This window comes from Streptomyces sp. NPDC029138, from assembly GCF_055564375.1.
Genome location: NZ_JBVHWM010000119.1, coordinates 1 through 12792, shown reverse-complemented (window position 1 = coordinate 12792; position 12792 = coordinate 1). Strand labels below are relative to the sequence as shown.

Here is a 12792-nt window from a genome sequence, read left to right as displayed (position 1 = left end):
CCCCCCCACCCCCCCACCCCCCCCCCCCCCCCCCCCCCCCCCCCCCCCCCCCCGCCCCCCCCCCCCCCCCCCCCCCCCCGCTGCCGACGGCATCGGCCGGGCTCGCTCCGGCCAGGGCCTGTCTGACAATTCGCGTCGTCGCCCGAAGGGCGGCCGCGCGGCGTCAGGTGCGTGCTCTGGGGGTCCCCCCGGCCGAAGGCTGGGGGAGTGCCGGCCCCAGGCCCTCGTACTGGATGTACTCGGGTCTGGGGCCGGTGCGGCGAGAGTGCGTGCATGGCGTCGCGCGGCAGACGGGAATTGTCAGACAGGCCCTAGCTCTGCCAGGTTCCCCGGAGGGCGGAGACGGAGAACCCCGGTCCGTAGGCGACCACCAGAGCGCTCGCGCCGTCGGCCGGGGGCCCGCCATGGGTGCGTTCGAGGACCCGGAGAACCGATACACCACCGAGATTGCCTTCTTCGGAGAGGGTGTCGAGGGAGTGGCGGGCGTCGGTCTCGGTGAGGCCGAGGGCGTCGGCCGTGTCGAGGATGATGGGCTTCGAACCGGGGTGGATGACGGGCACGTCGACGCAGCGGCCGGCGAGCCAGTCGGTGACGGCGGGCATGACGTGTCTGGCACCGCCGGTGGCCTGTTTGGTGCTGTCGAAGTGCAGGCCGGTGCTGTCGATGCGGCCCGCGTACATGGTGAGGCTGTCGGGGAGGGCGTACTCGAAGAGCCCGTCGGCGTCGACCGCGAGGCCGGGGCCGAGGGGGTCGCTGGAGACGAGGGTGGCGGCCGCGCTGTCGCCGAACAGCGCCTTGTAGATCATGTGCTCGATCTTGGTGTCGGCGTGGTTGTAGGCGGTGGACAGGACTTCGGCGGCGACGACGAGAACGCGCGATCCGGGGTGGAGAAGGGCCTGTTCCACGGCGCGGACCAGGGCGTGGGCGCCGCCGGCGCAGGCGGTGGTCGTCAGGGCGGTACGGCGGACGGTGGGCCGGAGGCCTAGCCGTGCGACCAGGTGGATGTCGAGGTTCGGGACGGCCCAGCCGGTGGCGTGGGTGGTGATGACGCCGGTGATGTCGCCGGGCTCGAGCTGGTACCGGTCGAGGGTGGCGCGGGCGGCCTGTTCGGCCATCGTGAGACCGTCCGCGAAGGCGCGGCCGGCGCGTTCGCCGATCTCCGCGGTGCCGTTGATGGTGGGCGAGTCCAAGGGCTGGGTGAAATAGCGCGTCTCCACACCGCAGTTGCCGAGGACGCGGAGGATCGCACCGAGCCGGGGATGGCCGGGGTGGTGGGCGCGAATGTCGTCGGCTATCTCGGCCGTGGTGATTTTGTGCGCGGCGAGGACGGTGGTGGGGCGGGCTATATGAGCGGGCATGGGTTCCCCCCTGAAGGCGCTGCGACCTGATTAAGTCAAGGTACGGCAAAATTGGCCGGTTTGTTTCCTTCACCGTCTCCGAAATACTGCCTGGTCGCGCACCAAAGACGGGCAAATTCAGGCGTTCATGCCGTTCTCCTGGGCCATCAACATACGCGGCCGACTCCCGGTCCGCCGCGGGCCCGGCCGGAAAACGAGGATCATGCACCGGGACCCGGGCGCCGCGAGCGGCTGCGCCACACACATCGTCACCCAGCCCGGCCCGTCGACCGCGTGACGGATCGGACGCTCGTCGCCGTCGGGGTGGATGGAGGCACCGCCCTTCTCGTACAGGGGCTGGGCGAGAGGGTCGGCGAGGACGTCGGCCTCGATCTGCCGGAGGACCTTGTCGTCGGAGCGCTGGGCGAGCGCGGCCTGCAACTGCGGCATCACCAGCGGCGCCCACGCCGTGGCCCAGTCGATGAGTTGGTCGCGCCCGTCCAGCAGCATCCACCGCATGGTGTTGGCCGGCGCCCGGCCGCTGTCGAACAGGGCGTGGAAGCGGTCGTTGCAGGTGACGAGGTTCCAGGAGGCGTCGGTGACGTACGCGGGGTGCGTGATGCCGGCGACGGCGTCGGCCCAGGCGGCGGGCAGGGCGTGGCCGGAGGTGTCGTAGAGGGGACCGGGCGGGTCCTCACCGCGGGCGTACCGGCAGAGGCTGATCCATTCCTGCTCGTTCATGCCGTAGAGGCGTGCGACGTCGCGGAGGAGGTCGACCGGGGGGTGGTGGTAGTTGCCGGATTCCAGGCGCTGGTAGGTGCGCTCGGAGTAGCCGAGGAGTTCGTCGACCTGACCCTGTGACAGGCCGGGGGCGCGGCGCCCTCGGCCGGTGGGGCGGGTGAGGCCGTGCGTTTCGGGGGATATGAGCGCGCGGCGGTCTTTGAGGAGCTTTTTCAATGCTTGGCGGTTCACTGGCGGCTTGTCCCCCGGGGCTGACGTTGACTGCGGCTCAGTTTAATTAGTGTCACGCGGTATTGATGTAAAAGATTCACCGTAGATATCGACTGGTTGTGTGTTGCATGCTCGGTCACGCGGGGTCGCTGGCCTGCGGATGCGATGATCAGTGGCCGCGTGGTGACACCCTCGCGGGTGCTGATCGGCGTCGCTCGCATCGCCGGCCGGTATCCGTGAGCGGGGGACCGGGACGAACCGGGAGGGCGACCGGTTTTCGGGTGCCGTTTCCCGTCGGCGGGAGACACGTACGGCGCCTGAGACGCGGCACTCCACGGTACGACGCCCGGCTGCCAGGCCACGGCCGGTGCCCCCTCGCCCCACCCCAGGGGCCTCGGCACCGGCCGTCCGGCTCACGACCGCCGAAGCCGTCACCTGCCCCATGCCCTGTGCCGGTTCACCCGTTCGGCTCCGCATACGCACGCCGGCGCGGGGCACTCGTGCCGTGCGCGGGAGTGCCCTGGGTGGCCGGTGCCGCGGCCGACGATCCCCGAGTTCGGCCGCGGCACCAGCCGTACGGCCGTTGTACGTGCCGCCGGCCCACCTGCCGACGCGCCGCCGCCGGAGCCTGAGGTCGCGTTCATGCCGAGGACCACGCCACCGCGCCCGCTCGGTGCGTCGCCTGCCCCGAGAATCCCGGGCATCCGCACCGCTGGAGCATCCAGTAGCGGCCCGGCCGGCCTCAAGGCCTGGGCGCTCGCCGGTCCTTGCGTTGTTCCAGTTCCGGCCTCGGGTCCGGGCGCGACCTCTCAGCGGCGTCGGCGGGCGTTGAGGCGGGCGGCCTGGCGGGTGAGGTGGTCGCGTTCGGCGAGGGTCGGGGCCTGGTGGGCAGCTTCGGCGTACAGCCGTGCCGCCGTCGCCAGGTCGCCGTCGCGTTCGTGCAGGTAGGCCGCTACGGCGGTGTGGCGGGGCAGTGAGTCGTCCAGCTCGGCGAGTGCCGCCAGGCCGGCGCGCGGGCCGTCGGCCTCGCCGACGGCCACGGCGCGGTTGAGCCGGACGACCGGGTTGTCGGTCAGGCGCACGAGTTCGTCGTACCACTCCACGATCTGCACCCAGTCGGTCTCCTCGGCGGTGGGCGCGTCGGCGTGGAGGGCCGCGACGGCGGCCTGGGCCTGGAACTCGCCGAGCCGGTCGCGGGCGAGGGCGGCCTGGAGGATCGCGACGCCCTCGGCGATCAGGCGCGTGTCCCATAGGCCGCGGTCCTGCTCGGCGAGCGGGACCAGGCTGCCGTCGGGCGCGGTCCGGCCGGCGCGCCGGGCGTGGTGGAGCAGCATGAGGGCGAGCAGCCCCGCCACCTCGGGGTGGTCGATCGCGGCCGCGAGCTGCCGGGTGAGCCGGATGGCCTCGGCGGCGAGGTCGACGTCGCCGGAGTAGCCCTCGTTGAACACCAGGTAGAGGACGCGGAGCACGGTGGCGACGTCGCCGGGCTGGTCGAACCGCACACCGGAGACGGTGCGCTTGGCACGGCTGATCCGCTGCGCCATGGTCGCCTCGGGCACCAGGTAGGCCTGGGCGATCTGCCGGGTGGTGAGCCCGCCGACGGCGCGCAGCGTGAGCGCGACCGCGGACGACGGCGTCAGCGACGGGTGCGCGCACAGGAAGTACAGCTGGAGCGTGTCGTCCGCGGCGGGGGCGGGCCCGGGCGCCGGTTCGTCGTCGATGCGGTCCTCACGCCGGCGGCGCGCGGTGTCCGCCCGGGCCTGGTCGAGGAACTTGCGCCAGGCCACGGTGACCAGCCAGCCCTTGGGGTCCCGCGGCGGGTCGGCCGGCCACACGCGGACCGCCTCGACCAGCGCGTCCTGCACGGCGTCCTCGGCCGCCGCGAAGTCTGCTCCGCGGCGGACGAGGATGGCGAGCACGCTGGGCGTGAGGCTCCTCAGCAGGGCCTCGTTCATCAATGGCACTCGGTGACGGTGGGCGTCGCGGTCAGGAACGGGCGCAGCTCCAGCCACTCGTGGATCGGCCTGCCGCCCGCGCCCGGGGCGGCCGACAGCTCCCCGGCCAGCTCGACGGCGCGCTCGTAACTGTCGACGTCGATCACCATCCAGCCGGCGATGAGGTCCTTGGTCTCGGCGAAGGGGCCGTCGGTGACCGGCGGGCGCCCCTCACCGTCGTACCGGACCCACGTCCCCTCGGGGGCGAGCGCCTGCCCGTCGACGAACTCGCCGGTCTTCTCCAGCCGGGCCGCGAAGTCCTGCATGTACTGGATGTGCGCCGAGATCTCCTCCGGCGCCCACTGGTCCATGGGCACGTCGTTGACCGCTGCCGGAGCGCCGCGGTAGTGCTTGAGCAGCAGGTACTTGGCCATCGTCGTTCTCCTCGGTGCGGGTGCGACCCATTGTGGCCGCGTTCTCCCCTGGGACGGAGCCGGTCACGGGTTCTCGACATCGCCGCCCGGATTTTTTTTCCGCGTTCTTGTGGAGGAGCCCGGCCGGGCCGGCCGCGCGAGGTGACCCACGGGCACACTGACGGCATGAGCGCCTCTTCGTCCACCGCGGCCCACGCGTCCGAGACCTCGCCGGTCTGGGTGGAGTCGATGGGCGGACCTCTGATCGTCGTCCCGGTCTCCGCGTCGGGCGCGTGGCGCGGGTGCACGGAGACCGGGGTCATGGCGGGAGACGCGACCGCTCCGGACGACTACGACCGGGCCTGCGCGGTGGACGGCCTGGCCGGAGTGATCGCCGTCGGCGAGAGCGGTGCGCGGGCACTGGTGCTGGCGGACGAGCCGGCCACCACTTGTTATCTGCCCGAGCACCGATCGTTCCTGCGGTGGCTCGCCGCCGACTCCGAGGCCGGGCTGAGGGCCGCGGCGGAGGCCGTCCTCGCGGACCCCGCCACCCCGTGGGAGGAGTGCGGCACGTGGGTGTCGGACGGCCCGGCCGTACTCATGGACTCCGCCGAAGCGGGCTCGGAGCTGGACGTCGGGTATCCCGGTGGCGGAATGCCCGAGCAGGCACCCGTCCCGCTGCCCGCCGGCCGCTGGAGGGTCCGGGCCACCCACACCAGGGCGGACGAGGAGAACCGGGTCGGCCTGGTCCAGATCCTGCCCGCCGAACCCTGACGGGACAGGTGCTCCGTCTCGACGAGGAGAGGAAGCAGCTGCGCGAGCGGGTCGCGGCGGCGGTGGCGGCGGCACCGGCGGACTGGCGCCTGCTGACCCTGGAGTACCGGCAGCCACCGGTACCCGGAAATCAGTCACCCCGGCGACAGTGGCGTATCGGGTGACGCGACGCGGGGAACACCCACACGAGGAGGCGCGGGCATGGGCATGGACTACTACGACCTCGGCAGCCACAGCCGGCGCGTGACCACGGCGTCCGACGAGGCGCAGATCTGGTTCGACCGGGGGCTGAACTGGACGTACGCCTTCAACCACGAGGAGGCCGTCCGCTGCTTCGAGGCCGCCGCCGCGGCGGACCCCGACTGTGCCATGGCCGACTGGGGCCTGGCCTACGCGCTCGGTCCCAACTACAACAAGCCCTGGGAGTTCTTCGACGAGCAGGATCTGGAGCGGACGGTGGAGCGGGCGCACGCCGCCGTGCGGCGCGCACACGCGAAGGCGGCCGGCGCCACCCCGGTCGAGCAGGCCCTCGTCGGCGCGCTGGGGGCCCGCTATCCACGGGCCCAGGCCCCGGACGTCGAGGACTGTTCCGTGTGGAGCGCGGCCTACGCCGACAGCATGCGGGCCGTCCACCGGCTGGCCGACGGCGACCTCGACGTGGCCACCCTGTACGCCGACGCCCTGATGAACCTCACGCCCTGGCAGCTGTGGGACATCCGCACGGGCGGTCCGGCCCCGGGCGCACGCACCACCGAGGCCAAGGCGGTGCTTGAGCGGGCGATCGCCACGGAGGCGGGCGCTCGGCACCCCGGCCTGCTCCACCTGTACATCCACCTGATGGAGATGTCCCCGACGCCCGAGGCCGCCCTGCCGGCGGGTGACCGGCTGCGCGGTCTGGTTCCGGACGCGGGCCATCTCCAGCACATGCCGTCCCACCTGGAAGTGCTCTGCGGCGACTACCGCCGGGTGATCTCCGACAACACGGAGGCGATCACGGCCGACGAGAAGTTCCACGCCCGGGCGGGCGCGATGAACTTCTACACCCTGTACCGGTGCCACAACCACCACTTCAAGATCTACGGTGCGATGTTCCTCGGCCGCTTCCGGGACGCGATCGAAACGGCGGACCGGCTGGAAGCGGCCGTACCCGAGGACCTGCTGCGCGTGGAGAGCCCGCCCATGGCGGACTGGCTGGAGGGCTTCCTCGCGATGCGGGTGCACGTGCTCATCCGCTTCGGCCGCTGGGACGACATCCTGCGCCTGCCGCTGCCCGTCGACGCACGGCTGTACTGCGTCACCACGGCGATGCTGCGGTACGCGCGCGGCGTCGCCCTCTCGGCCACGGGCCGGACCGACGAGGCCGACGCGGAACGCGCGCTGTTCCGTGAGGCGGTCGCCCGGGTGCCGCGGACACGGATGCTGTTCAACAACACCTGTGCGGACATCCTGGCGATCGCCGCGCACATGCTGGACGGCGAACTGGACTACCGCCGGGGGAGGTACGAGGCGGCGTTCGCGGCGCTGCGTCGGTCGATCGAGCTGGACGACGGTCTGCCGTACGACGAGCCGTGGGGGTGGATGCAGCCCACCCGGCACGCCTATGGCGCCCTGCTCCTCGAACAGGGCCTGGTCGCGGAGGCCGAGGCCGTGTACCGCGCCGACCTCGGACTCGACGACACCCTGCCCCGCCCGCTGCAACACCCGGGCAACGTCTGGGCGTTGCACGGCCTGCACGAGTGCCTGGTGCGACTCGGCAAGGAGGGCGAGGCACGGATCGTGGCCCAGCAGCTGAAGATCGCCGCGGCCCTGGCGGACGTACCGGTCGAGGCGTCCTGCTTCTGCCGCCTGGGGACCGGCGCCACACGGCACGACTGCTGCACCGAGCAGCACTGAGCGTCAAGTGCCGCTGTGACGCGGCGAAAGCCCGCGCCCGGATACGGTTCATCCCCTGCCGGTCCCGCGCTGCTGGAGCGGACGGCGATGGGGGTGTCCCTTGCTCTGCCGGAATCCGCGCGGCCGGGTGGCGGAAGCCGTCGGGGGCCTCCGGCGGCTTGGCGAAGAAATGGCCGGTGCGGCTCTCGTACGACGTGGATAGCCTGCGCGGATGAAGCGTACGGAGCGAGCTCTCGCGGTCGTTGCGGGCTCAGCCGTCGGGGACGCGCTGGGAGCCCTTTCCCCGGGCCGACCTGCTCGATCTCGCGTACCGCCTCGCCGCCGACCCGGACTGACGGACGCGGCCGGTGACTGAGCCGCGCCCTCGGTCAGCGAGCCGGCAGCACCTGGACGGTGTCTCCGACCGGGCGTTCGCCGGTGGCGTCGGACGGGCTGTTGACCAGCGTGCCGCCCACGGCCATCGCGGTGGAGCCGCCGCCGTCGAGGTTCATCGCCTGCACGGCACCGAGCGACTTCATGAAGGCGGCGGCCTCATAGAGGGTGAACCCTTCGCTGCCGTTCTTCAGCCGCCCGTCCACCGTCGCGAGGATCAGCCGGCCCCGCCTGTCGACGCCCGCCAGGGTGCGGGGCTGACGGACGTTGGCCCACGCGTATCCGAAGGAGGTGTATTCGGGGTCGACCACGCCCTCGGCAGCCGCGTCGATGTCGATACGGCCGTCCTTCACCAGCGTCGGGGCCGCGCTGACGACGGAGTCGCCGGCGCCGAGGGCGACGCGCCGGCCGTCGGTCGTGCGGACGACCTCGCCGACCTTGACACGGCCGTACGGCTCGGCGTGCGCCGTCAGCCAGTCGGCGGCCCGGCCGATGCCTTGCAGCACATGCCCGCCCGCGGGGACGCGACCGCCGCGCGCGCCGACGGAGACGACCCGGCCGGAGGCGTCGAGCACGACCTGCGCCCCGGGCCCGGTCGGCAGGTCGGCCCCGAAGGCGTCGGTGAACTGGACCATGTCGTCGGCCAGTTGGCAGGTGACGTCCTGCCAGGGCAGCTCGCTGGGCGTGCTGCCGGGACGGCCGCAGTCCCGGACGGTGCCGGGCACCCGGTTGATGCCCTGGATCTGGTACGTCGCCTTGCCCGCCCGGGCGGTGACCGTGCTCGTCAGGTCCGCGATCCGGACGCTGTGGCCACCGTCCTCGATGAGCAGCGCGGAGCGCGAGCCGACCGCCATCGACTCCAACTCGCCCTCATAGGCGCCGATTCCGGACATGGTGCCCGGTACGCCGTCGCCCGGTGACAGCACGAAGAAGCCACCGTTGACCCCGACGAGCGAGTTCAGCTTCCGGGCCACCGCCGAGGTGGTCTCGCGCTGCGCCACATTGCCGTCGTGGGTGGCTGAGACCGTTCCGTCGAAGGTCTTGGGGTCGATCACCGCGACATGGATGTTCTCCTGGTCGGCGGGTTCCTGGATGTCGTATCCGGTCCAGGAGAGAGTCGTACGGAAGCCGGCCGCGGTGACCGCCGACGCGGCCGTCCTCGCCTCCGCCTGGGTGGCGAAACGGCCGACACGGACCCGGTATCCCATCAACCCGTGCGGTGTGTCGGCGTAGTGGGGCCACTGCACGCTCTCCACACGTGGCCGCAGACCTGCGTCGGTGAGCTTCCCCGCCGTGTCGTCGGCCCAGGCGCGGGTGGAGACCTCGGCCCAGGTCACGGGGGCGTCCGGATCGTTCGCGGTCCACCGGGTCCTGGCCGGCGCCTGCACGGTGACCGTCCAGGCATGCTCCACATCGGGGTGCTGGACGACACCGGTGCGGACCGTGACCCCGGGAGCGAGGGTCCGCGTCGTCCACTGCTCGGTCGCCGTGGTGTGCGCGGAGCGCGCCGCCTGCGCCGTACCGGACAGCAAGGCCGGGGTCGTCAGGGCGAGCACGACGGCGGTCGCGAGTCTTGCCCGGACACGAGCGGAGCGCGGCTCGGCACCCCGGATGCGGAACTGACGCATGCGCATGCACCTCACGAATGGTCCGACACCTTGTCAACAGCGGCCCACTTCACCTGCCGTAGGTGACAACCACTGCCTCGCGAACCGACGTCATCACAACGGCCATGTGAACTCGGCAGCGCTCGTCGTCCGAGCCTGCCCGTGCCACGCGATCACCGAGAGTGTGGCAGCCCTACGCCACCGGGGACCAGACCGACTCGGCCAGAACCCGCGGCCGCCGCTACACCGCCACCGGCATCGCCGGCCCCCGGAACACACCCACCGGCAGTGGCAACTCACCAAGCCGTCGAGGCCGGCTCGCGCACCATGAAGACGTCCACGGGGTCCTCGGTCTCCAGGGTGAATCCGTGCCGCTCGTACAGCCGCCGGGCCGGGCTGCCCCGCAGCACGTTCAGCCGGACCGGGATGCCGTCGCGGTCGCATCGCTCCAGCAGCTCACGCAGTACTGCGGCGCCGATGCCGTTGCCCTGCACGTGCGGGGCCAGGTAGAAGTGCTCCAGCCAGTGGGCGCCCTCGGCCGGTCGCAGCGCCACGCAGCCGGCGAACGCGCCGCCCACCTCGATCACCCAGGTGTGCGCCGGAGCGAACCCGTCCCGCAGTCGCTGCCGCACCCGCTGCTCGTCGTACCGCCCGAGCCGCTCCAGGTCCGCCCGCAGCACCACGGCCCGCAACTCGGCCACCGCCTCGACGTCCGCCCCCGACGCCGGCCGCATCCTCCAGTCCCCCATGATCGCCAGACTACCGCCGCCGAACCCACCCTCACGGCGTGGGAACGCGAACGGCCCGGCACCGCGTGTGCGGTGCCGGGCCGTGGGTTGCGTGCCGCGGCCGGCGTCAGCCCTGGCGGGCCTTGAAGCGGGGCTCCTTCTTGTTGATCACGAAGGTCACGCCCCGCCGGCGCACCACCTGGGCGCCCGGCTTGGCCTTCAACGAGCGCAGGGACTTGCGTACCTTCATCGTGGTCTCCTCCCGAGGGGTCGAACGGGTTCCGCCGTCAGGGGCGGGCGGCGGCGGTACGGCCGTAGCGCCGCTGGAAGCGCTCCACCCGGCCCGCGGTGTCCACGACGCGCGAGGTGCCGGTGTAGAACGGGTGGCTAGCCGACGAGATCTCGACGTCGACGACCGGATACGTGGTGCCGTCCTCCCACTCGACCGTCCGCCGGCTGTCGATGGTGGAGCGGGTGAGGAGCTGGAAGCCTGCCGCGCGGTCGCGGAAGACGACGGGGCGGGAGACGGGGTGGATGCCGTGCCTCATGGGGTGTTCCTCCTCGGGGGAGTGCGTTCTTCGCCGGGGTCGGCGTGGGCGGGGACGGGCGTGCGCGAGGGTCAGCGCTCCTCGCGGAACAGGACGTGCTCGCCCGCCACCGCGTCGTACTTGCGCAGGACCAGCCGGTCGGGGTCGTTCAGACGGTTCTTGCGGGTCACGTAGGTGACTCCGGTGCCGGCCGTCGACTTCAGCTTGACGACGGGGCGTGAGGTGCTGCGGGCCATGAGGAACTCCTTCCGCCGACCGTCCGAGTCGGTTGACTCGAACACGTCAGACGGTTGACTCAACACCACCACCCGGTGATGCATTCCCGGCCCTCACCACCCTCCACGGGCACCCCTCACCACCCTCCACGGGCACCCCTCACCGCCCTCCACGGGCGCCCATCGCCGCCCTCTCCCGGGCCGCCCGCACCGCCGCCGACAGACTGCCGATGTCGTACGCCCCATGGTGCCGGCGCCCGTTCACGAAGAACGTCGGCGTGCCCGCCACCTGGCTGAGGTCCGCCGACTCCACGTCCTCGGCGATCCGCGCCGCGCCCCGGTGGGACCGCAGGTCCCGGTCGAAGCGCTCGGCGTCCAGCCCGAGGGCGTCGGCGTACTTGCGCAGATGGGCGAGGCGCAGCTCGCCCTGGTGGCTCAGCAGCAGATCGTGCATGTCCCAGTAGCGGCCCTGCGCCGCCGCGGCCTCAGCCGCCTCGGCGGCCAGCTGGGCGTGCAGGTGCACGTCCATCAGCGGAAGGTGGCGCCACACGTACCGAACGTCGCCGAAGTCGCCGAGCAGCTCACGGACGACCGGTTCGGCCTGGCCGCAGTACGGGCATTCGTAGTCGCCGTACTCCACGACGGTCACCGGCGCGTGCCGGGGCCCCCGGACGTGGTCGCGGTCGGGATCGACCGGCACCGCCAGGTCGACGAGCGTCTCGGCGTCGCCGAGCAGCGCCCGCTGCCGCAGCCGGCGCGGCAGCACCGCGAGGACCGCGGTGACGAACCAGCTGGTCAGGAAGGAGCCGACCAGCGCGCTCAGGATGCCGATCTTGGCGTCCTCGAGCTGTGTCCCCTGGAAGGCGAGGGTCGCGATGAGCAGGGAGACCGTGAAGCCCGTCCCGGCCAGGGCGCCGCCCGCCGTGACGGCACCCCAGCCGACCGGCGGGCGGACCCGCCCTCGGCTGAGCCCGTAGGCCAGCACGGACGCCCCGACGACGCCCAGCGGCTTGCCGACGACGAACGCGAGGAGGATGCCGAGCGTCACCGGCGAGGTGAACGCCCGCCCGAGCTGGTCGGCGTCGAGCGGGATACCGGTGTTGGCCAGGGCGAACAGCGGGACGACGAGATAGCTGGTCCACGGGTGGTACAGGCCCTGCAACCGCTCGTTCGGCGAGATCGCGGACGCGAGGCCGGCCTGCACCGAGCGGGCCAGCTCGGGCGTCGGCTGCTCGCGGAACCTCCGGAACAGGCCGGTGGCGTGTTCCAGGTCGGCGCGTGCCGCCGGGTAGGCGTAGGTCAGCAGGCCCATGGCGAGGCCGATGACCACGGGATCGACGCCCGACTCCAGCAGCGCGGCCCACGCGACGACCGCCAGCAGCGCGTAGACCAGGCCTCGGCGTACCCCGAGCGCGCGGACGAGGAGGATGACGCCGAACACCGCGACCGCGACGAGCAGCGCCGGTACCTCGACGTGCTCGGTGTAGGCGACGGCGATCACGCCGAGGGCGACGAAGTCGTCGACCACGGTGATCGTCAGGATGAAGATCCGCAGCCCGCTCGGCAACCGGTGCCCGACGACGGCGAGCATGCCGAGGGCGAAGGCGGTGTCGGTGGACATCGCCGCACCCCAGCCGTGTGCGGACGAGTGCCCCGCGTTGAGCACGAGGAAGAGGGCGACCGGTACGGCCATGCCACTGATCCCGGCCGCGAGCGGCAGGGCGAGACGCCGGCGGTCGCGCAGCTCCCCCATGTCGAACTCGCGGCGCGCCTCCAGCCCGACGACGAAGAAGAACAGCGCCATCAGTCCGCTGTTGATCCACTCCCGCAGCGGGAGCGAGAGACCGTGGGTGCCGATCCCGACGGACAGGTGCGTCTGCCAGAACGACGCGTAGCCCGTGGGAGCCGCGTTGGCCCACACCAGCGCGGCGAGGGGGGGGGGGGGGGGGAAGGGGGGGGGGGGGGGGGGGGGGCGCAAGGGGGGGGGGGAAGGGGGGGGGGGAGAAGAAGAAGGAGGATT

At 72.4% G+C, this 12792-nt stretch carries 13 protein-coding genes; 3 read left to right on the top strand and 10 right to left on the bottom strand.

Translation table 11 applies throughout. The features are described 5' to 3' along the window. Positions 1-311: 311 nt before the first annotated feature. From ACZ4WH_RS43075 to ACZ4WH_RS43060, 4 genes are all read right to left on the bottom strand, one after another. Entirely contained in the window at positions 312-1358 is a 1047-nt protein-coding gene (locus ACZ4WH_RS43075) for a PhlD (protein WP_468191542.1), read from the bottom strand. Between the two features lie 117 nt (positions 1359-1475). Then, entirely contained in the window at positions 1476-2309 is an 834-nt protein-coding gene (locus ACZ4WH_RS43070; protein ID WP_468191540.1) for an MmyB family transcriptional regulator, read from the bottom strand. Positions 2310-3097: 788 nt separating this feature from the next. Further along, positions 3098-4243: an RNA polymerase sigma factor gene (locus ACZ4WH_RS43065; protein WP_468191548.1), complete on the bottom strand. Its 1146-nt coding sequence runs from the start codon at positions 4241-4243 to the stop codon at positions 3098-3100. Beyond that, positions 4243-4656 carry a YciI family protein gene (locus tag ACZ4WH_RS43060; protein WP_468191538.1) on the bottom strand — a complete coding sequence of 138 codons (414 nt, stop codon included), beginning with the start codon at positions 4654-4656 and terminating at the stop codon, positions 4243-4245. Before ACZ4WH_RS43060 ends, ACZ4WH_RS43065 begins: the two co-directional genes overlap by 1 nt. A 165-nt stretch (positions 4657-4821) precedes the next feature. Between ACZ4WH_RS43060 and ACZ4WH_RS43055 the strand changes: the two genes are divergently transcribed. The 3 genes from ACZ4WH_RS43055 to ACZ4WH_RS43045 are packed head-to-tail and all read left to right on the top strand — an operon-like array spanning position 4822 to position 7302. After that, the gene (locus ACZ4WH_RS43055) at positions 4822-5409 is read left to right on the top strand and encodes an immunity 21 family protein (RefSeq protein WP_468191536.1); all 588 of its coding nucleotides are present in this window, start codon (positions 4822-4824) and stop codon (positions 5407-5409) included. An 8-nt stretch (positions 5410-5417) separates the two neighbouring features. Continuing rightward, on the top strand, positions 5418-5573 hold the full coding sequence (locus ACZ4WH_RS43050) for a hypothetical protein (protein ID WP_468191533.1): 156 nt from the start codon (positions 5418-5420) through the stop codon (positions 5571-5573). A 43-nt stretch (positions 5574-5616) separates the two neighbouring features. Further along, the gene (locus tag ACZ4WH_RS43045; RefSeq protein WP_468191545.1) at positions 5617-7302 is read left to right on the top strand and encodes a tetratricopeptide repeat protein; all 1686 of its coding nucleotides are present in this window, start codon (positions 5617-5619) and stop codon (positions 7300-7302) included. A gap of 368 nt (positions 7303-7670) precedes the next feature. Here the strand turns inward: ACZ4WH_RS43045 and ACZ4WH_RS43040 are convergent, their stop codons facing one another. The 6 genes from ACZ4WH_RS43040 to ACZ4WH_RS43015 form a co-directional block, all read right to left on the bottom strand. Continuing rightward, entirely contained in the window at positions 7671-9302 is a 1632-nt protein-coding gene (locus tag ACZ4WH_RS43040; protein WP_468191530.1) for a phosphodiester glycosidase family protein, read from the bottom strand. Between the two features lie 275 nt (positions 9303-9577). Beyond that, positions 9578-10030 carry a GNAT family N-acetyltransferase gene (locus ACZ4WH_RS43035; RefSeq protein WP_468191527.1) on the bottom strand — a complete coding sequence of 151 codons (453 nt, stop codon included), beginning with the start codon at positions 10028-10030 and terminating at the stop codon, positions 9578-9580. A 106-nt stretch (positions 10031-10136) separates the two neighbouring features. Further along, complete coding sequence (gene ykgO / locus ACZ4WH_RS43030) at positions 10137-10259, bottom strand: type B 50S ribosomal protein L36 (protein WP_352385688.1); 123 nt, start codon at positions 10257-10259, stop codon at positions 10137-10139. Between the two features lie 37 nt (positions 10260-10296). Then, positions 10297-10557 (bottom strand): type B 50S ribosomal protein L31, encoded by a 261-nt coding sequence (locus tag ACZ4WH_RS43025; protein WP_468191524.1) that lies wholly within the window; start codon positions 10555-10557, stop codon positions 10297-10299. A 71-nt stretch (positions 10558-10628) separates the two neighbouring features. Next, positions 10629-10793 (bottom strand): 50S ribosomal protein L33, encoded by a 165-nt coding sequence (rpmG, locus tag ACZ4WH_RS43020; RefSeq protein WP_468191521.1) that lies wholly within the window; start codon positions 10791-10793, stop codon positions 10629-10631. Between the two features lie 139 nt (positions 10794-10932). Further along, the gene (locus tag ACZ4WH_RS43015) at positions 10933-12693 is read right to left on the bottom strand and encodes a Na+/H+ antiporter NhaA (RefSeq protein WP_468191518.1); all 1761 of its coding nucleotides are present in this window, start codon (positions 12691-12693) and stop codon (positions 10933-10935) included. Between the last annotated feature and the right edge of the window lie 99 nt (positions 12694-12792).